Origin of the sequence: Aerococcus viridans (assembly GCF_001543285.1) — a bacterium.
Lineage (GTDB): Bacteria > Bacillota > Bacilli > Lactobacillales > Aerococcaceae > Aerococcus > Aerococcus viridans.
This window is the reverse complement of sequence record NZ_CP014164.1, coordinates 518,464-536,959: the sequence shown is the minus strand read 5'-3', so window position 1 is coordinate 536,959 and position 18,496 is coordinate 518,464. Positions and strand designations below refer to the sequence as shown.

The window sequence follows — 18,496 nt, the reverse complement described above, 5'->3', positions numbered from 1 at the left end:
ATTTAATTTTTCTATAATCGCTAACCACTATCATCATTGATATGGAAGTGGGACAGGCGCTGACAAAAAATATGAAATTTAAATACAATCATTGTACAAAACGCCATTTCTCATCAAACCGAAAATTATAACAATGTGATTAAATCAGCCTTTCTAATCAAATCAATTGAAACCGGGTCCTAACCCTACAGATATCGTTTGACCGATTTTGATTTTCTGCATACAAATATTGCCTTTTGCTGTTATCACTTTTATCGATATCCATTGATTGATAAATGCTTGAGCAAATTCCCCCACTAGAACCATCTACTCAGTTACAATTCTCTATAATGATTATGCAATTATTTAAATAGATACATAAACTAATCAACCAATTTCTAGAAATGAGGATCTCAGATGCGAATTGCCATAATAGGTTTTGGGATTGCGGGTGCCAGCACCCTAATCCAATTAAGTAAACAGTTTGATTTAAATGCAGCTACCGACCAAGTAGATGTCTATGAAACACGCCCACGTTTAGGTGCAGGTGCCCCATATGCAGAGGATGACGATGCCACGGTCATCAACTCCTTCCCGCGGTCATTGTCCCTTGATGACGACGACAACGAGGATTTTATCAATTGGACCAAGGCCAACTATCCGGCAATTGATATCGACAATGTCTTTGCCCCGCGCACCATTTATGGTGAATACGTGGAAGCATATCTCAAACCCTATTTAGCCAAAGATTACGTCCGTCATATCCAAGCCAGTGTCACCGACTTTCAAGTCGTAGATGCAGACGGGACACCCTTATATCAGCGACCGCTTGAAGACGGCTTAGCTTATCAAGTCTTTAGCTCGGAAAATGGCTGGTCTCAGATTTACGACGCGGTCTTTTTTGCCATTGGCCACCCGCCCTACCAAGACCCATATCAATTGGACGGCCAGGCCAATTACATTCAAGACCCTTACCCATTGCAGGAGAAATTGCAGGCGACTAAAGACAAGCATCGAATTGGGATTGTGGGCTCTGGTTTAACGACTATCGACTTGATCAATTACTGCAACAAGTACGATTTATTTGCCGACCATGAAGTGACGGTCTACTTTCGCCACGAACCCTTCCGATCAGTGATCCAACCTGACGCTAACGAAGACTATATCCAGTCCATCGACGATGAATGGATTAAAACACAAAGAGCAGCCAACAAGGGGGCTATCCCGATTCAAGTCGTCATCAACCAAGTCAAGGCCGACCTAAAGGCCAACGGTATTGACTACAGCCGGGTTTGGGCCAACTTCAATACAGGTTCAGTCGCTACTGTCACAAAGGCCATCCGCCAAGATGATCCTGACTACCGCCGTTTCCAAGGCTTTTTCCGAGCCTTCTACCCAGTCCTACACCGGATGATGGGCGCCCTAGACGCAGACGGACAGGACTATTTCTACAAGGATTTGGGTCCCTTCTTTCGTATGCTGTATTCACAAGCCCCAGCCGCTTCCATCAGCATGATCTTAGACTTAGTAGCCCAAGGCAAATTAAAATTGGTTTCTGGCTTGTCTGATATCCAACCCTTGGAAAAGGGCCAGTTCCACCTATACGCTAACGGAATCCGCCACAAGGAAGATGTCTTAATCAACGCCACTGGCTTCAATAGTCGTTTAAGTCAGGCAAAAGACACTGACCCGTTACTGGGTAATTTGATCCGCCGTAATTTAATCCTGCCTGACAACCAGGACAATATTTTAGCGGCTTACCCAAGCGCGACGCCATTAAACCCTAACTACCAAATCCTAGACAATGTCTACTTCCTAGGTAGCTGGATTGCTTCAACCCAAGGGCCGAACACGTCCGTTGCCTTGGCCAAGAAACAAACCCAAATTGCCGTCACTGACTTCTACCAACAAGTCAACAAGCACCAGTAATTGACTATTTTTCCATGCAAAAAGGACTTGCACCCTCAAGCTAAGTGAGCGGCGCAAGTCCCTTTATTGTGTCTCATATTTTATTCAGATTAGTCGGTTTTACTAAACATACTTATTAGTCAACCATTGCGAACAAGTCATTCAGCTAAAGTAGGATGGGTATAGATTTGGTCACGTAAGAATGTGTATGGTAAGTGTGCTTTCATGGCTACAGTGATGATATTATGAGCATCTTCACCGAATAAACGAAGCCATAAAATTTCGTTGGTTTTCTCATCGATAACTGGTTTAAATACTCTAGTAGTTCGGCAGATTACTTTTACTTTTGAAATATTCATCACTGGCAATTAAATTTTACTTTTCGCGAATAAATCGCTATCATTATCTCATATGCATACAAAAAACGCCCGATGCACATAGATGGGCTTAAACGATGAAATAAGGGAGTGATTAGATGACATTATTACTGAATGTTAAAGACATCCGAGGGTTGGTCGATATGGCAGAGACCGTCAACATTGTCGAAAGAACCTATCATGAAATGGGTCAAGGCAAGGTTATCAACCCAAGCAAGGTGAATTTAGACTTAGGTGAAACGGGTAATTACCCCTTCTACGACGGCTTTATGAATGCCATGCCAGCCTATATCGACTGGTTAAACATGGCTGGAATGAAGTGGATTGGTGGCTTTTATGGTGGTCGTCGAGCAGCCGGATTCCCCTACATGACAGGGATGATCCTCTTGTTAGACCCACATGTGGGACGGTTCTTATCCGTTATGGACGGGGCTTATATTACAAACCTTAGAACAGGTGCGCAAACCGCTGTCGCCCTATCATACTTTAACCTAGGCGAATCCATTTCACTGGGTATGTTTGGGGCTGGTACCCAGGCCAGAACCCAAGTTATTGCCATCACTAAACGGTATAAAATCAACCGTCTAGTCGTATGGAACCACCGCCGTTCAACAGCAGAAGCTTTTAAAGAGGACATCGCCCACCTTATCGATGGTGAAGTTATCATTGCAGATAAACCTGAGGACGCCACAGATAATGACGTGCTGATTACGGTCACAGGAGCTACCGCACCCTTTATCACAGGTGACATGATCAAACCGGGTACCATCATCATGCCAATGGGGTCACGTGGCGAAATCACAGACGATATCATCATTAACGTCGATCATATTTATGTAGACCACAGAGCTCAAGCCCTTCACCGTGGCGCTTTGAAGAAGCTAACAGATGAAGGTCGCCTATCCGAAAAAGATATTACCGCAGATTTCGGTCAGTTAGCTACAGGCCAAGTGGCACCGAAGCATAATGAAAACACGACCACCATCGTTATTCCAATCGGTATTGGTGCACTCGACGTCGCAGTCGCAGGCTACGTCTACCACAAAGCCATGATACAAGGTCTTGGTCAACAATTCGACTTCGACCTCCTAGGCGGAGACAATACCATCAATTACATGGAACCAGACTTGGAAAAACAATAACCACTAGCTAAGCTAGCAAGCAAAAAGGGGCGTGACCAATCATCACACCCCTTTTTGTGTATCATATTTATTCCAATTCACATCTAACGTTGGGTACTCGCCCTTGTTCATGTGTCTTGTATTGCAATTTAAAACTTTTTTCTGACATAGCTTTAAATGTTATTCCTTTTCCCACGCAACAAGCGTAAGCCATTCAAGATAACTAAAATTGTTGAGCCTTCATGGAAAAGGACGCCAAGAGCAATATCAGCAATGCCCATGAAATTCAAGATGACTAAAACGAGCACCACAAACATTGAAAAGGCCATATTCTGCCAAGTAATTCGGCTTAAATCTTTGGATACTTGGTGGGCATAAGTCAATTTGTCCAGGTCATTAGCCATCACAACAACATCAGCAACGTCAATTGCCACATCCGTTCCGTCACCCATAGCGAAACCAATATCTGCTTGCACTAGAGCTGGCGCGTCATTGACCCCGTCCCCTGTCATCCCAACTTGTCCGTATTCAGCTTGTAAGTCTTTAACAATTTGGGCCTTCTCTTCAGGTAAAACATTGGCCACAACTTGGTCAATCCCCACTTGATTAGCGACTGCCTGCCCAGTCACTTGGTTGTCCCCCGTGATCATGACAGTATGAACATCCGCTTGGTGGAGGTAGTCGATGGCTGCTTTAGCCGCTTGGTTTGGCGTATCCATCATAGCTATGTAGCCGATAACTGCATCGTCTTTTGCGATATAAACCACCGTTTTCCCGTCCGCCGACAATTCGTCTGTGTGCCTCTTGATTTTGTCTGGAACGATAGTGAATATTGACGGTTTACCGATTTGATAAGTGTGGCTAGCGTAGGCCCCGCTCAGCCCTTTTCCAAGGTCATTCGTCACTTCAATCGGGTCGGTTAAGGGTTTTGTGTGGGCTTTAAATTCTTGTAAAATGGCACGGGCCAAGGGATGGTTGGATTGACTTTCCATCGCGACAACTACTGGCAAGATTGCATCGTCTTGGATTCCGTCAACAAAAAAGTAGTCGGTCACTTCGGGTTCACCCTTGGTCAAGGTGCCGGTTTTATCAAAGGCAATGGCTTTTAAATCAATCAGATTGGCTAGGTAAGCGCCACCTTTGAATAGGACGCCGTGGCGGGCCAAGTTTGAAATAGCCGATAGGGTTGCGGGCACTGCTGAAGCGGCCAAGGCACATGGTGAGGCGGAAATTAAGAATATCAGTCCACGGTACCAAGCCTCTGCCCATTCCCAGCCGAAAATCCAAGGACCTAGAAGGACTATGAATGGGAAAATGGCCAGGACGGTTGTGACATAGATTGGCTCAATTTTCTTGATTTTAGTGGCAGCTGGTGTCAAATTGGCTTGGGACGCTTCCACCATTTGCAGGATTTTTGCAAAGACGGTTTCATCCGGATTCTTCGTGACTTCTACCACAATAGCGTGGTCCCCGTTAATGGTCGCCCCAAATACCTCGTCACCTACTGTTTTTTCTTTAGGCATTGATTCGCCATTGATAGAGGCTTCGTTGATGACAGTAGCCCCTTTGACAATTCGGCCATCAGTAGGGATTTGACCCCCATTTAAGACTTGGACTTGGTCACCGATTTGCAGTTGGTCAACCGCCACCTTTTGGGTTGAACCATCAGTCTGTAATAGTAAGGCTTCAGTTGGGTTCAAATTCATCAGGTTGGTAATTTCACGTCGCGACCGCCCTTCCGCATAATCTTCTAGGAAGTGGGCACCCGCGAAAATTAAAATTAATAGGGCTGCTTCATAGAAAGAGCCAATTAATAAAGCGCCAACTGCCGCCAGCCCCATCAATAAGTGGATATTGGGTTTGAATTTACCAGCGGACATGGTGTCTCGAATAGTATCACCAAAGCCCTCACCTAACACGTGGTAGCCAGAAAGGATAAGGGATAATACCATAAGGATATTACCTATAGAACTTTGCCAGTTACCGATGATTAATCCAAGTACAAAGGCAATCAATCCTAGTATATATAGTCTCGCAGCTAGTTTGGTATCATGTTCACCATGGTTATGACCATGGTGAACATGATTTTTTTCTTCCGTATGACAATCTCTATTTTCAGTCATCATGTCCGCTCCTTTTTTATCATTTCACCTACTATATACAAGTTTATATGAATACTCATTCATATACCTCGCTATCATTATACCACACCTATATGAAAAATAAATCATATTACATAGAAAATATATACTATAGGAGAATTGAAATTTACTATAATAGTTGTTGACGCATTTTTGAGGAGGTGAAAAGAAATGACATTTGAAGAAATTTTACCTAAATTACGCCAAGGTGCAGACATTATCCGCGATGGTTGGGGTGGCGCAGAGGAATACGTAAAACTAGTTGACCCGAAAGAATTTGAAGGTCAAACAATTACGCCTTATTTCCTAATTTCAGTTGCTGGCGAGGGCTTCTCAATGTTCCAACCAACTGTATGCGATATCCTTGCTGAAGATGGTCTATCGCTTCTGACTAGTAACGCACACATAACTTACACAATAGAAAGGAAGCAGATACTTGGACACATCCTACACTGACTATCCTAAACTCCCCGCCCAATTAAAGGTTATCGTTACAGGCGGCATGTCTGGTATTGGTAGCAGTCAGGTACAACACTTTCTAGAAAAAGGCCATCGCGTTTTGGCTGTCGATCTTAAGGAAGATGCAGAGTTGGTTAATAAATGGACTACTAGCTACCCGGAAAACTTTAGCTTTCGCAAAGCGGATTGTAGCGATTTAATGGCAGTAACTATCCTTTTTCAAGAATTAAAAACTTCTTGGAACGCCATTGATGTACTATGTAATACAGCCGGCGTCCTTGACGATTACAAACCTTTAGATCAAACGGACCCAACAACCTGGCAAACGATTATTTCTAGTAATTTACAAGTTGCTTATAATATGACCTATACAGCTTTACCCATGCTATTAGCCAATCCTACTTCTCGATTAATCAATATGGCTTCGATCGCGGGCTTAACGGCTGGTGGTGGCGGGATTGCTTATACAACAGCTAAGCATGCTATAGTAGGCTTTACTAAACAGATGGCCTACGACTATGCGGGGCAAGGGTTAGTCGCTAACGCAATTGCCCCTGGTGCCATCATGACGCCAATGAACCAAGCTGATTTTGTGGGTGACAGTCCCATGGCCGACCAAGTGATGGCCCAAACACCGGCTAAACGGTGGGCAAGTCCTGATGAAGTAGCAGCCCTGACCTTATTTTTAGCTAGCGACCAGGCAGCCTACATGCAGGGCAATACCATACCTGTCGATGGCGGTTGGCTGATCCGGTAACTTTCTACATATGTAAAATCACAAATCCAACATTACAAATTACACTAAAATTGCGACACTTCGGTAGAGTACTACTCACTGGTATCAGTGTCCTTTGGTCGCAATTGCACACTAGGCCCAGCCTATAAAGGAGACTTCAATGAATAACGCAAATGATACAATCACCCCTTCACGTTTTACCACTCTAGATATAACCAAGATTGCCGTCGTGGCAGCCTTATACGTGGTCATCACCCTAGTCATCGCACCAATTTCTTACGGACCCGTTCAATTCCGGATTTCTGAATCTCTAAACTTCTTAGCCCTTCACAATAAACGCTATATCTGGGGAGTTTCTATCGGTGTTTTCATCGCCAACTTCCTGACTTACGGCCCAATCGACATGATCGTCGGCGCTGTTTCAACCTTTATCTTTCTATACATTGGTCGCTGGTTAGGTGATTATCTTGTTAAAATGGCTATGCAGGCGCAATTTGGCTTATTGTCCGACCAATGGATTCGCTATATTACTTTGACAGTGGTTTTCGCCCTATCCATGTTCACAACCACTACAACAATCGTATTAGTCGGTGCCGACGCCGCCTTCTTACCGATTTACTTATCACTTGCCCTGTCTGAATTTGCGGCCATGACCCTTGGTATGTTCATTATGTATCCATTAAGCAAACGGATCGATTTCGACCGCTAATAAGCGGATTCTTTGAATTGCCTTTTTTTGACCTTTATACTATGTAGTAGACAGATGAATATAGAAATTTGATAGAGAAATGAAAGAGTCATTTGAAAAGGAGCGTTTCAAACATGAGAGTACTCGTTATTGGTGCCAATGGTGGCGTATCTCGTCACTTCGCAGATTTTGTAAAAGATTCAGAAACAGTAGAAGAAGTTGCAGCTATTCGTAACTTAGACCAAGCCCCCTTCTTTGAAGAACGCGGGATTGAATCAGTTTACTTAGACTTAACTAAACACACACAAGCAGACATTGAAAAAATTCTGACCGACAATAATATTGATTCAGTGATTTTCTCTGCCGGTGCTGGTGGATCAGGTGACGACATTGTTATGATGGTTGACCTTGATGGCGCTATTAAATCTATGCAGGCAGCTGAGGCAGTTGGTATCAAGCGTTTCGTGATTGTATCTACATTTAGAACTGGTCGCGAGGAAATTGAGAAAGGTGTCCTACGCGTTTATACCACTGCGAAGACTTACGCAGACGAATGGTTGAAATCACGCACCAACTTAGATTGGACCATCGTTCACCCAGGTATCCTACGTGATCAACCAGGTTCTGGCAAAATCACAACTGAACCCCAGGCTGAAATCATTGACGTGGCCCGTCAAAATGTAGCCCAAACCTTACTAGCAGTTCTTGAAAATGACAATACTATTGGTAAAGAATTTGAAGTGGTAGATGGCGATACAGATGTCACAACAGCCGTTCAAAATCTATAAGTATGCATAAGTAAATAATCAGTAAATAAGAAAAAGGTGCCCGCGAACAAAGGCGGGGGCGCATAAAACAGTAATATGGTTTTCAGGGACGGCATGGCCTTATGGGTCATGCCGTTTCCTGTTTTGTCAGTTCATCCAGCGGGATAAAGCCCACAAGGTCATAGCGGATATGGACACGCTGTACCCTGTGTCCGCTGCTCTTGTCCGGGGATTCCACATAGATTGCGGATACCAGTTCCCGCAGAGCGTAGGGGGTAATCCCGTCCAAATCCGCGTATTTTTTCGCCGTCTGGATAAACTGCTCAATGTTTTCTGTCTGTCGTTCCTGTACTTCAATTTCTTCCCGCAAACGCGCCGCTTCCGCTTTTAGGCTTGCCTGCTCGTCCTCGTTGGTCTTGCTCATCATGGAAAACCGATCATCAGAAAGTCGCCCGCTGGCGTTATCCTCGTAAATCTTGATATACAGACGGTCAAGCTCCGTGATACGCTTCTCCGCTTGGGATAGCTGCTTTTTCAAGAGTTTCAGCATCTCCGCGCTTCGCAGTTTCAGCCTGTTTTCCATCCAGTTTCGGAAGTAGCTCTCATGGTGCGCCACATAGGAAATCACCGCGCTCATATGCATCCACACCATTTCTTCCAGTACAACCGCCCGGATAAAGTGTGCTGAGCAAGTCCCTGTATTGCTGCGATAGTTGGAGCAGATGAAATGGTCTTGTCGCTTCTCAAAGTAGCTGGTGGTGCAGTAGTGCATCTTTGCCTTACAGTCATGGCCGTGCTGACAGCCGTTTTGACCTCCGGCAAAGAAAAGATATATCCTGCCAGCGTATAGAACTCCGTTTCCAAAAGCTCCTTCACCTCCGGGGCTACGCTCTCAATGGCTGCGCCGCGTGTAATAAGCCGGTGTGCCCGCTTTTGTCTGTCGCCTTTTTCATAATACTGGACGCGGTTATTCAGCCGTTGGAGCTTGTGCTTCTCCTGCTGGATTTTCACCTCATTGGCGGCGTATTCCCGTTGTAACTGCTTGATGGTTTTGCTCATAAAATCCTCCTTCAAGTAAAAATGAAAAGACCGCCTTGCCCGGAAAGGCAAAACGGTTAGAATATGGGGATAATTCGGTATTCAGTTGTCAGACCCACCGGAAAGATACAGACGCAAAGCGAGTGTATCATTCCGGCGGGTGGGCAAGGATAGACACGCAAGTGTCGCAAGGGGTGCAGCCCCTTGTTCGGAACGCAGCGACGCAAAACAGCCCAGACTTCATCAGTCTGGGCTGTTGCTCCGCAGGACGCACGATACAGGCCGCAAGGCCATGTATAGAAGTGCGCCCTTAGCTTCGCACAGGAATTTTAGATTAGTGCAAACAGTACTAAAACTAAATATTTCCGTATATCGAATCTATTTTTTCAATTTCCTTTTGTAGCATATCAGATATTTGCTCTTCGATGAACTCCTCCTTAATTCGTGCTATGAAGCGCATATCGGTAAACAAATGAACTACGGTATTAAGCAAGCTACCAATGTCAAGATTTTTGGGATTTGATGTTATTCCAGCATTAATTATTGTACTCGTTGACGCTATTGAATTGGAAACAAGTAAAATTTTTCTTGTCCGAACTTCAAAAAGGTCTTTGGGTTCATCGTCTCTCCGAAACAGGCCATGAACAAGCGTAATAATAATGTCAAACACTTTGGAAACAGCGAAAGACGCACCGACAATTTTCAAATCTCTTGCAAAGCAAAGTGCGTCATAATTACTCTTGTATAATGCACTTGCAAAGTTTTCGTTAATACTTGACAGGAGTGGAACGGGCAGACCCACTTTAGTGTATTCATCAGATTTCAAGTGCTGTGCCTGAGCAAATATCGCCGCAGGAAGATTAAGAAAATCCTCTTTGATATACTCATAACTTTCAGTAAACATTGAGTGCATCGGCACAATTTCTTTTGTTATCCGCATAGGATTGCGGACAACTCGGTATGATTGGAAATTGTTTAGAGTAATGACATCTGTTAAAATATTCATCGTACCAAAAATCCAACCTAAGATGGGGTCATGACCAAGCGTATATAGCCGGTGGTACGCACCGCCCATATTAATGTCCAAAGCTTTTGACCCTTTGGTTATATCATAGGGGGGCGTCTGGTAGAGTAGATTAATCCAGTGCCCAGTCTCATGATTTCTGAGGTTTTTATCTCTAAACTTATCGTTTGCTTGTTTGTGTGCTTCCTCAATAGATTTATCATCATGGGCTAATCTATCGGCTTTATCAAAGCTTTCACCGTAATGGAATTTCTCAGCAATATAGGGGAAAATCAAACTTTTAGTAACTTGCAGAGCTGTCGCAATCGCAAGAAAAGACAAATCTGTTTTATTGATTATACTTGTCTTTTTTGAAAATAAATCATTTATTTGAGATAACTCAGTAAAAGAAGCTGCGATTTCCTGCTCCGTCATGATATCCTCAAGCATCACGGGCTGCGGATGGTATTTCTCGGCTTGCTGAACAATTTCATCCCAGTCATTTAAGGCTGGCCTGTGTTCTAATTTACGCCCACCTTTTTTTGAATTAATATCTTCAGTCAAAGAATCTATTTCTGTTTTTTTCCCGAGTGATTGTAACAAGTTTTGAGCGGCAGCAATATTGAAGTCAGCTGCTTCTCTTGATGATAGAATTTCCATGTTGTTTTGCAATGCATCTGATTTGTCTTGATTCATTTTCAAGACTTTATTCAAATTCATCTCTTCGTCAGAATATTGAAATTTGCTCATACACTCAGCCCCTCAAAATCAAGCCATACCTAAGTCATGCTGCAAATCTTTAATAGCAGATTGCAGCAATACATTTAAGCCAGATAAGTAGTCAATCCTTTCCTTGTCTGCATTAGCTTCCTTACTCAATGCTTCTACAATTGCAGTCTGCTTTGCAACGGCATTTTTGTATATCAATTCTTTTACCTCTCGCAATTTCTTGTTTTTAACATGAGAAGCAATGCTTAAACCAGCACCACCCAAAACAACAGCAGGGGCTGCTAATACTGCAATTCCAGCAACCATGCCTCCGCCAATTAATCCGCCTGCAGCTGCTAATCCGCTTGTGATGCCTGCGGCGCTCAACCCGACAACAGAGCCGCCAAGATACAGCCCAGCAAAACCAACACCTGCACCAACACCAACGCCGACTGCACCAGCTACAGCTTCGCCAATTGGAGAATTTTCCATCCGTCTTGATTTGTCATGCAACGCCAAATCAGCATCATCGATAACGCTTTGTACGTAGTTCAAAGCATCTTGACTCTGAAATTTCATATCTTTCTTTGATTTTACATACCCGCTCATCGTAACCACTCCTTGTTGTTTTGCAATGCATCTGATTTGTCTTGATTCATTTTCAAGACTTTATTCAAATTCATCTCTTCGTCAGAATATTGAAATTTGCTCATACACTCAGCCCCTCAAAATCAAGCCATACCTAAGTCATGCTGCAAATCTTTAATAGCAGATTGCAGCAATACATTTAAGCCAGATAAGTAGTCAATCCTTTCCTTGTCTGCATTAGCTTCCTTACTCAATGCTTCTACAATTGCAGTCTGCTTTGCAACGGCATTTTTGTATATCAATTCTTTTACCTCTCGCAATTTCTTGTTTTTAACATGAGAAGCAATGCTTAAACCAGCACCACCCAAAACAACAGCAGGGGCTGCTAATACTGCAATTCCAGCAACCATGCCTCCGCCAATTAATCCGCCTGCAGCTGCTAATCCGCTTGTGATGCCTGCGGCGCTCAACCCGACAACAGAGCCGCCAAGATACAGCCCAGCAAAACCAACACCTGCACCAACACCAACGCCGACTGCACCAGCTACAGCTTCGCCAATTGGAGAATTTTCCATCCGTCTTGATTTGTCATGCAACGCCAAATCAGCATCATCGATAACGCTTTGTACGTAGTTCAAATCATCTTGACTCTGAAATTTCATATCTTTCTTTGATTTTACATACCCGCTCATCGTAACCACTCCTTAATTTCATATTTTATCTCTGTGCAGCGTTCTCATTTGCAGTTACCAAAATGTGTACTTTTCTGTACTAAAAAATCCAGTACTGCATCGTTCGTTGAAAAACGATAAAATTCGCGAAAATAGCATGGAAATATCTATCGTGCTTTGCTATAATCATTGTACCTTTAGCCTGAGTGATTTACCAGAGCGATTTACAGAAAAGTACACATTTCTGCAATCACACCACGGTTACAACAACATGGCATTTTCGTAGATTTCTGCCCGATAGCGAAATGTCGCCAGCGGCATACCACAAGACCGTGCTGCTGCGGTTCCTGTTAGTTTTCTTGCTTTCCATCGTTGATAGGAATTGTGGAAATTTTCAGGCAATGGTTTAGGCGGACGCCCAAACCGTACACCTCTTGCTTTTGCTGCTGCAATGCCTTCGGCCTGACGCTGCCGAATGTTTGTGCGCTCGTTCTCCGCCACGAAGGACAGCACTTGCAACACAATATCACTGAGGAATGTCCCCATTAGATCTTTGCCCCGGCGAGTGTCCAACAACGGCATATCCAGCACCACAATGTCTATGCCTTTTCCTTTTGTCAGGACCCGCCATTGCTCCAATATTTCCTCATAGTTTCGCCCCAGACGGTCGATGCTCTTGATATAGAGCAGGTCGTCTTTTTTTATTTTGCGGAGGAGCTTCTTGTATTGAGGCCGGTTGAAGTCCTTGCCGGACTGCTTGTCCATAAAAACATTGCAATCCGGCACGCCCACCTCGTGCAGAGCGATAATCTGCCGATCCTCGTTCTGGTCGCGGCTGCTCCAGCCGTATTCGTCCGCAAGATAGTCAACCACCTCGCTCATAGTCATGCCCGCCCGTACAATGTAGGATTTGATTTCGTTCCTGTAATTCTCGTTCTTTTTCATGTAGATAAATGTCCTCCTTTTTTCTGTTTGCTCTGTGGTAAAATGGGTACGCCGACAGGCGATGCCCATTCGCCGCAGAGTATGGTTTTTGTGAAAGTCGGTTTCCGTTCAAATTACCGCCCATGATGCTCTGTTCATATAGGGGCTTGTTCGGTTTAGCTGTTCTGCGTGGCATTTCGTAAAAGAGCGAAAATGCAAGCGTATCCGCAAACTGTGTTCGCTTTGCGGTGCAACGCTCTTTGATGTAGATAGGGATAGGAAAGGAAGCGATTGTTCGCGGATTTCACTTCCCTTGATTTTAGCCTTGCTTTTTCAGCGCCGTTCTCCCCGAATGCCGTTCCTGTCCGGTCATCTCACCCGACGTATCCCCGGCTTTGGCACGCTCTCCGCAGTTGTGGACAAAATGTCCACAAGTTGCAGGGTCATGGCGGTGCTTCGCCAGTCGGCATATCCCATTCGGACGGTCATGCAATTTTCAAGCTGCAAATGTCTGTTGACAGATACATTGTAGCGAAAAAACACGCCCTATCCCGTATATCCAAAAGGATGGAAAAGAGGGGCAAAGAGCGAATATTTCCACGCTTATGGACAAGCTGTGCTATACTGAATATGCAGACAGACATTGACTGGTGAAAAGGGGACATGACGATGAACACAAAACTCACAGTCCCGGAAATATTGAAAGATTTGCGCGTGGCGCAGGGCTTGACGCTGGAACAGCTTGCGGAGCAGACCAAACTTTCCAAATCCGCACTCGGCAAATATGAGAGTGATGAAGTCCGGGACATCAGCCCCTATGCCATCGTCCAGCTTGCAGATTTTTACAAGGTGTCCACGGATTATCTGCTTGGTGTGGAGCAAAATAAAAATCACCCAAACACAGAGCTTGCGGCTCTGCATTTGAGTGACGATGCGATTGATGTATTAAAAGCCGGTAAATACAATCACCGGCTGCTGTCTGAAATCCTCTGCCACAAAGATTTTCAGTGCATGATGCTGGACGCGGAGATTTATGTTGACAGGATCGCAGATATGCGGGTCAACGATATGAACGCCATGCTGGAAGCAGTGCGGCAAATGCTGCTTGCCAAGCAAGAGGGAAAGCAAGATGATTTGTACCTTCGGACATTGGAGCTGGCACAAGTGCAGGAGAATGAATACTTCGGTCATGTGGTTTCCCGCGATTTGACCGACATTCTCTGTGACATTCGGGAAAATCACAAGCCCGATATGACTACGGCAGACGAAACATCCGTAGCGGCGCAGATGCAAAATCAGTTACAGTCTGCTATGAATTTTGAGGGCAGTGCAGAGGAAAAGAAAGCGCGGGCTTTCCTCACAACCTTTGGCATTGACTATGATGCTATCTCCAAAGAGCAGTTCGTCAATCTGATTGAAGTCCTCAAGCTGTCCAAACACATGAAAAGCCCAATCAGCCAGCGAGGCAAGGCAAGCCCTTATCAATCTCACGGAAAAGGTAAGAAGAAACGCAAATAAGCAAAAAAATATGCTGGGCAAGGTTGTTTTCAACCCTGTCCAGCATATTTTGTTCACCTAATCCCGCATGACAGTTGCCCATAAATATTGTGATTTTTCATCGACTGTTTTATGGGCAACCGCGTAAAGTCGCAGGCACCTTTTTTCTTATCTAAATTAACATCTGACGTATTTACGTTTAAAACCTATCCGATCTCTTTCAATTTCCTTTTGAATCGACGCATAAGCATTCAAAGTTTGTGGTTTCTTGTGTTCCCGCTCAATCACTAATTCACCAATTTCTTCCGCTAATGATAGGGCTTTTTCGGATAAAGGAATATAGGATAAGCCAACCGTATAAACAAAGTTGTTCATTGAATGCTTGGTCCGTTCAGGTTGATCATGAATGGTTTCTTTAACTTGTTCCAACATAGCTGACAACTTATCTTTATCAAAATTGTCGTCTTTCAACCGACCTAACAACCAGCAATAAGTCGACCAGCCAGCTGACATCCTCAATTCCTCGCCAGAGACAATCCACTTGTCCGCCACTTCTTGGGCGATATCCGCTTCAGATAAGGTCACAGCAACCACCCAATCAGCCAACATAAAGCAGTAAGCTTGGTTGATCCACCGGTCATAATCCGCTTCCGTCATGGCATTAGCATCCGCAATCACACCCGCAAAGTACATGGCATCATAGTTTCCTGATGCATACAATTCTTCAGCAAGGTCTTGATTGATTTTAATCGCCTTCCGCATGGGTTTCATAGACCCAGTCGTTACCCCAAATAACGGCTCAACCGCCCCATTTGACAGGTACATTTTCTTGGTCCGTTCTTTCCCCAAAGTTTCCAGTTCCGTCATCACTTCAGCGTATTCCATATCCTCACCCTTTCTTTCAAGTCGCTAACATCATTTAGTCCTCGTCTTTTCTAGCCGTCTAAATTTTACTGCCAGTTAATTTATGAACAATGGGTTCAGCCAGTTTAGCTCTAAAAGTTGAAATCATCGGTCCCGCGAAGAAACCTAAATAAACAGTCATTAAGCCAACCGGACCACCTAATAATAAGGCTATCAGTAAGCATAAAATTTCATGAGCAAAACGGACTTGTGCATAAGAAAATTTACTTTTCTCCTCAACAGTTGGTGCAATAGCGTCTAAGGGTGCTGTACCAATTCCGGCCGAAATGTATAAGGCTGCCCCAAATAGAAATACCGTTCCGGCAATAACGGTCAATACAACACGGATCAATAAATTCATATCACCATCACCTAAACCTGCTTGGTTAAAAAGGAAATCAAAGAATTCCACGATATAACCAACAAACAACCAGTTGATAATTGTACCCAAGCCAAATTGACTACGGTCAACGAAGACTACGGCTAAAAATATAAATACATTAAAAATAACAACTACCGTACCAAACCGAATGCCCGTTAAGGCCGAAATCCCCATATTCATTGCACTATATGGATCCATCCCCATATCGATCGTCCCAGATAATGAGATGCCAAATGCAATTGCCACACAGCCAATAAAGGCCACAATGGATCGGATCAGTAAATCTTTATTCAAATAATCTTTCATATAATAATCTCCTTTTTAATAACGTCCTTTATAATAATATCCTTTTTGCCGCTACTAAACTTGCATAAACGCGTCTAATTCCTCAAACGAAATTGGGTCAATGTGGCCATGCAAGTAGAAATCAGCGTCCAGTTCACTCAAAGTTTGACGTAAGACAGCCATTTTCTCAGGGTCTAAATAAGAATTGTTGTAGAAGTCTTCAGTAATGGCATCACCAATGAAGGCCACTTTTTCAGACGGAATATAGATAACCACCCCATCTTCAGAGTGCGGATTCACCACTGGGAAAACTATCACTTCAAGGTTACCTAAATCAATATTCAGCTCACCCTCAAATTCCAAATCAGCTTGTTTTACTTTAATTTGGCTAACTGGATTGTCATACTCAACACGTATATATTGGTCACAAAAAGCACATTCTTCGCCTGTTTCAAGGCGTTCTTGCATCGCTTCCTCAGTCCACTTCCACTCAGCCATCACCCCTAATTGCGCATTGGTTTTTTTATTCGCTAAGACCGGCGTATCCACCGCATGAATCCCATAAGTATGGTCCCAATGCCAATGGGTAATTAAAGTCATGGCTTCTTTAGGTAATCCTAAGCGTTCAACTTCCTGGTCAAAATTCGCTACATGGCTGGCAGAATTTCCAGCATCAATTCGCAAGGAAAACTTGTCTCCTTTGATATAACCCAGAACTGGGCGGTCCAAATCCCCATCCGCCGGCATATAATACACACGTTCTGTTAATTGCTTTAATTGTCTCATCCTTTAGCTCGTCTCCTTTTCAATCAATTCATTATAACAAAATTTACAATCTTCCAATACCCCTAGAAATTTTACCCATATAAAAAAGGCTACAACATTTACGTCATAACCCTTTTTACTAATATCGGACTCTTCTTACGCATAAACACCCGTATGTCAATGCGTTGCGACGACTGTGCCACAAAAATCAAACTCTCCCTAATACGTTAGAAGCGTCGAGTCATAACGACTTTTGTCGCACCACCTATTATAAGCTAGCGATTTTCTCTTTGTCTGCGTCGCTCAATTTAAAGTCGAATACATTCAAGTTGTCTGCTTGGTGGTCTGCGTTATGAGACTTAGGAATCACGACCACACCACGTTCAATTTGGTAGCGTAATAAAACTTGGCCCCAAGTTTTGCCGTATTGTGCACCAATCTCATCCAAGATAGCACGAGAGGCTTCGTCAGTTCCCTTCATTGGCGCCCAAGCAGTAACAACCACATCATTTTCAGCAGAATATTCAATAATATCATCGTTCCAAACTTCAACATTTGATTTAATTTGGTTGACCATTGGTTGAATACGCGCGTTATCGATGATGATATCTAATTGGTCTTGGTCGAAGTTAGATACACCAATAGCTTTGATTTTACCTTCATTGTAGGCATTTTCTAAAGCATACCAAGTTTGTAACATTTCGTTTTCATTGTCCCAAGGGTGGTGAATCAGGTATAAGTCAATATAGTCCGTTTGTAATGCTTCTAGTGAGGCATTTAAAGTCGCTTCAACTTTTTCAGCTGAACCCGCATGGTCTAAATCACCAGGGATCTTAGACGTGATGAAGAAGTCCTCACGCGGTAAACCAGATTCTTTAATCGCTTTACCAACAGTTGACTCATTACGGTATGCAACCGCCGTATCAATGGCACGGTACCCTGCCGCAATCGCTGATTGCAATTCAGTCGTATCATCAGTCACTTCACCAAAATAGTCCCCGTCAACCTTACCAAAAGTGTTGGTACCAGTACCTAAAATTGGCATCTCCACGCCATTATTTAACGTTACAAATTCCATCATTACACGCTCCTTATATACTCTTTATTGAAAAACAACGATCTCATTGACTTGGATATTTGGGTCAATACTTTGGACCACCGGACAATACTTGTGTATCATCTTGGTTGCCCGCTCAGCACGCCCCTGATTTTCCTCAGCCACACGCACATACATCGTAATCGTGATTGCAGTAACTGGTTTGGCACTTTCCTCAGAACGGTCAAAATCTATGGCCACGTCATGGAAAGTATGGTCGATTTTTGAATTATTCAAAATATTCCGATACACACCCGCTGAACAGCCCGCAACCGCCAAGACAAAAGTATTCAAAGGTGAAAAACCAGTTTCCTTATTCAAAGGCCAATTATCCCCATTGACGTTGACCGCCTCAGGACCTAACTCAGCCATATTTAAATGTAAGGTCATCTATTCACTCCTCACTCAGCTAAGGGACTGGTTCATCAGTCCCCTAACTTCTTAATACTTTTATTTAAAG

19 protein-coding genes and 2 pseudogenes are annotated in these 18,496 nt (G+C 43.7%); 7 read left to right on the top strand and 14 right to left on the bottom strand.

Annotated elements, in window-relative coordinates; genetic code table 11:
• Positions 1-396 precede the first annotated feature (396 nt).
• Complete coding sequence (locus tag AWM76_RS02600; RefSeq protein ID WP_003141844.1) at positions 397-1,908, top strand: FAD/NAD(P)-binding protein; 1,512 nt, start codon at positions 397-399, stop codon at positions 1,906-1,908.
• Between the two features lie 137 nt (positions 1,909-2,045).
• On the opposite strand, the gene AWM76_RS02595 is transcribed toward AWM76_RS02600, so the two are convergent.
• Positions 2,046-2,246: a pyridine nucleotide-disulfide oxidoreductase gene (locus AWM76_RS02595; protein WP_003141846.1), complete on the bottom strand. Its 201-nt coding sequence runs from the start codon at positions 2,244-2,246 to the stop codon at positions 2,046-2,048.
• 116 nt (positions 2,247-2,362) lie between these two features.
• Between AWM76_RS02595 and AWM76_RS02590 the strand changes: the two genes are divergently transcribed.
• Positions 2,363-3,406: an ornithine cyclodeaminase family protein gene (locus tag AWM76_RS02590; protein ID WP_003141849.1), complete on the top strand. Its 1,044-nt coding sequence runs from the start codon at positions 2,363-2,365 to the stop codon at positions 3,404-3,406.
• A gap of 152 nt (positions 3,407-3,558) precedes the next feature.
• Here AWM76_RS02590 and AWM76_RS02585 read toward each other — a convergent pair whose 3' ends face one another.
• The gene (locus AWM76_RS02585; protein ID WP_003141851.1) at positions 3,559-5,511 is read right to left on the bottom strand and encodes a heavy metal translocating P-type ATPase; all 1,953 of its coding nucleotides are present in this window, start codon (positions 5,509-5,511) and stop codon (positions 3,559-3,561) included.
• 186 nt (positions 5,512-5,697) lie between these two features.
• Here AWM76_RS02585 and AWM76_RS02580 point away from each other — a divergent pair, with 186 nt between their 5' ends.
• The 4 genes from AWM76_RS02580 to AWM76_RS02565 all read left to right on the top strand — a co-directional run bounded on the left by AWM76_RS02580 (position 5,698) and on the right by AWM76_RS02565 (position 8,197).
• Positions 5,698-5,982, top strand: a complete 285-nt coding sequence (locus AWM76_RS02580) for a DUF2829 domain-containing protein (RefSeq protein WP_003141852.1) — start codon at positions 5,698-5,700, stop codon at positions 5,980-5,982.
• Positions 5,963-6,742, top strand: a complete 780-nt coding sequence (locus AWM76_RS02575; RefSeq protein ID WP_003141853.1) for a 3-oxoacyl-ACP reductase — start codon at positions 5,963-5,965, stop codon at positions 6,740-6,742. The genes AWM76_RS02580 and AWM76_RS02575 overlap by 20 nt, the downstream gene beginning before the upstream one ends.
• A gap of 139 nt (positions 6,743-6,881) precedes the next feature.
• Positions 6,882-7,430: a QueT transporter family protein gene (locus AWM76_RS02570; RefSeq protein WP_003141854.1), complete on the top strand. Its 549-nt coding sequence runs from the start codon at positions 6,882-6,884 to the stop codon at positions 7,428-7,430.
• A gap of 113 nt (positions 7,431-7,543) precedes the next feature.
• Positions 7,544-8,197 carry an SDR family oxidoreductase gene (locus AWM76_RS02565; RefSeq protein WP_003141855.1) on the top strand — a complete coding sequence of 218 codons (654 nt, stop codon included), beginning with the start codon at positions 7,544-7,546 and terminating at the stop codon, positions 8,195-8,197.
• Between the two features lie 106 nt (positions 8,198-8,303).
• Here AWM76_RS02565 and AWM76_RS02560 read toward each other — a convergent pair whose 3' ends face one another.
• From AWM76_RS02560 to AWM76_RS02535, 7 genes and pseudogenes are all read right to left on the bottom strand, one after another.
• Positions 8,304-8,813: a DUF4368 domain-containing protein gene (locus AWM76_RS02560; protein WP_050774104.1), complete on the bottom strand. Its 510-nt coding sequence runs from the start codon at positions 8,811-8,813 to the stop codon at positions 8,304-8,306.
• A 57-nt stretch (positions 8,814-8,870) separates the two neighbouring features.
• Positions 8,871-8,948, bottom strand: a pseudogene (locus tag AWM76_RS11200) (hypothetical protein); the annotation flags it as partial.
• A 41-nt stretch (positions 8,949-8,989) separates the two neighbouring features.
• Positions 8,990-9,235: pseudogene (locus AWM76_RS11195) on the bottom strand (DUF3847 domain-containing protein); the annotation flags it as partial.
• Positions 9,236-9,569: 334 nt separating this feature from the next.
• On the bottom strand, positions 9,570-10,967 hold the full coding sequence (locus tag AWM76_RS02550; protein ID WP_060779328.1) for a hypothetical protein: 1,398 nt from the start codon (positions 10,965-10,967) through the stop codon (positions 9,570-9,572).
• 18 nt (positions 10,968-10,985) lie between these two features.
• The gene (locus AWM76_RS02545; RefSeq protein WP_060779327.1) at positions 10,986-11,534 is read right to left on the bottom strand and encodes a hypothetical protein; all 549 of its coding nucleotides are present in this window, start codon (positions 11,532-11,534) and stop codon (positions 10,986-10,988) included.
• 122 nt (positions 11,535-11,656) lie between these two features.
• Positions 11,657-12,205, bottom strand: a complete 549-nt coding sequence (locus tag AWM76_RS02540) for a hypothetical protein (RefSeq protein WP_039936062.1) — start codon at positions 12,203-12,205, stop codon at positions 11,657-11,659.
• Between the two features lie 240 nt (positions 12,206-12,445).
• Positions 12,446-13,072 (bottom strand): recombinase family protein, encoded by a 627-nt coding sequence (locus AWM76_RS02535; protein WP_081453816.1) that lies wholly within the window; start codon positions 13,070-13,072, stop codon positions 12,446-12,448.
• A 705-nt stretch (positions 13,073-13,777) separates the two neighbouring features.
• Between AWM76_RS02535 and AWM76_RS02525 the strand changes: the two genes are divergently transcribed.
• Positions 13,778-14,626 (top strand): helix-turn-helix domain-containing protein, encoded by an 849-nt coding sequence (locus AWM76_RS02525; RefSeq protein ID WP_039934551.1) that lies wholly within the window; start codon positions 13,778-13,780, stop codon positions 14,624-14,626.
• 156 nt (positions 14,627-14,782) lie between these two features.
• Here the strand turns inward: AWM76_RS02525 and AWM76_RS02520 are convergent, their stop codons facing one another.
• From AWM76_RS02520 to AWM76_RS02500, 5 genes are all read right to left on the bottom strand, one after another.
• Positions 14,783-15,490, bottom strand: coding sequence for a DNA alkylation repair protein (locus AWM76_RS02520; RefSeq protein ID WP_003140811.1), 708 nt, complete (start codon positions 15,488-15,490; stop codon positions 14,783-14,785).
• A 58-nt stretch (positions 15,491-15,548) separates the two neighbouring features.
• On the bottom strand, positions 15,549-16,196 hold the full coding sequence (locus tag AWM76_RS02515; protein WP_003140810.1) for a YczE/YyaS/YitT family protein: 648 nt from the start codon (positions 16,194-16,196) through the stop codon (positions 15,549-15,551).
• A gap of 54 nt (positions 16,197-16,250) precedes the next feature.
• Positions 16,251-16,961: an MBL fold metallo-hydrolase gene (locus AWM76_RS02510; RefSeq protein ID WP_003140809.1), complete on the bottom strand. Its 711-nt coding sequence runs from the start codon at positions 16,959-16,961 to the stop codon at positions 16,251-16,253.
• A 247-nt stretch (positions 16,962-17,208) separates the two neighbouring features.
• Positions 17,209-18,018, bottom strand: coding sequence for an aldo/keto reductase (locus AWM76_RS02505; RefSeq protein ID WP_039934547.1), 810 nt, complete (start codon positions 18,016-18,018; stop codon positions 17,209-17,211).
• A 24-nt stretch (positions 18,019-18,042) separates the two neighbouring features.
• Positions 18,043-18,426 carry an OsmC family protein gene (locus tag AWM76_RS02500; protein ID WP_039934545.1) on the bottom strand — a complete coding sequence of 128 codons (384 nt, stop codon included), beginning with the start codon at positions 18,424-18,426 and terminating at the stop codon, positions 18,043-18,045.
• Positions 18,427-18,496 lie beyond the last annotated feature (70 nt).

Excerpts from the sequence above, each read along its gene's own strand:
- AWM76_RS02545 (WP_060779327.1), bottom strand. The coding sequence starts at position 11,534 with ATGAGCGGGTATGTAAAATCAAAGAAAGATATGAAATTTCAGAGTCAA.
- AWM76_RS02540 (WP_039936062.1), bottom strand. The coding sequence starts at position 12,205 with ATGAGCGGGTATGTAAAATCAAAGAAAGATATGAAATTTCAGAGTCAA.
- AWM76_RS02595 (WP_003141846.1), bottom strand. The coding sequence starts at position 2,246 with ATGAATATTTCAAAAGTAAAAGTAATCTGCCGAACTACTAGAGTATTT.
- AWM76_RS02550 (WP_060779328.1), bottom strand. The coding sequence starts at position 10,967 with ATGAGCAAATTTCAATATTCTGACGAAGAGATGAATTTGAATAAAGTC.
- AWM76_RS02510 (WP_003140809.1), bottom strand. The coding sequence starts at position 16,961 with ATGAGACAATTAAAGCAATTAACAGAACGTGTGTATTATATGCCGGCG.
- AWM76_RS02580 (WP_003141852.1), top strand. The coding sequence starts at position 5,698 with ATGACATTTGAAGAAATTTTACCTAAATTACGCCAAGGTGCAGACATT.
- AWM76_RS02515 (WP_003140810.1), bottom strand. The coding sequence starts at position 16,196 with ATGAAAGATTATTTGAATAAAGATTTACTGATCCGATCCATTGTGGCC.
- AWM76_RS02535 (WP_081453816.1), bottom strand. The coding sequence starts at position 13,072 with ATGACTATGAGCGAGGTGGTTGACTATCTTGCGGACGAATACGGCTGG.
- AWM76_RS02600 (WP_003141844.1), top strand. The coding sequence starts at position 397 with ATGCGAATTGCCATAATAGGTTTTGGGATTGCGGGTGCCAGCACCCTA.
- AWM76_RS02560 (WP_050774104.1), bottom strand. The coding sequence starts at position 8,813 with ATGAGCGCGGTGATTTCCTATGTGGCGCACCATGAGAGCTACTTCCGA.
- AWM76_RS02570 (WP_003141854.1), top strand. The coding sequence starts at position 6,882 with ATGAATAACGCAAATGATACAATCACCCCTTCACGTTTTACCACTCTA.
- AWM76_RS02505 (WP_039934547.1), bottom strand. The coding sequence starts at position 18,018 with ATGGAATTTGTAACGTTAAATAATGGCGTGGAGATGCCAATTTTAGGT.
- AWM76_RS02500 (WP_039934545.1), bottom strand. The coding sequence starts at position 18,426 with ATGACCTTACATTTAAATATGGCTGAGTTAGGTCCTGAGGCGGTCAAC.
- AWM76_RS02520 (WP_003140811.1), bottom strand. The coding sequence starts at position 15,490 with ATGGAATACGCTGAAGTGATGACGGAACTGGAAACTTTGGGGAAAGAA.
- AWM76_RS02525 (WP_039934551.1), top strand. The coding sequence starts at position 13,778 with ATGAACACAAAACTCACAGTCCCGGAAATATTGAAAGATTTGCGCGTG.
- AWM76_RS02565 (WP_003141855.1), top strand. The coding sequence starts at position 7,544 with ATGAGAGTACTCGTTATTGGTGCCAATGGTGGCGTATCTCGTCACTTC.
- AWM76_RS02590 (WP_003141849.1), top strand. The coding sequence starts at position 2,363 with ATGACATTATTACTGAATGTTAAAGACATCCGAGGGTTGGTCGATATG.
- AWM76_RS02585 (WP_003141851.1), bottom strand. The coding sequence starts at position 5,511 with ATGATGACTGAAAATAGAGATTGTCATACGGAAGAAAAAAATCATGTT.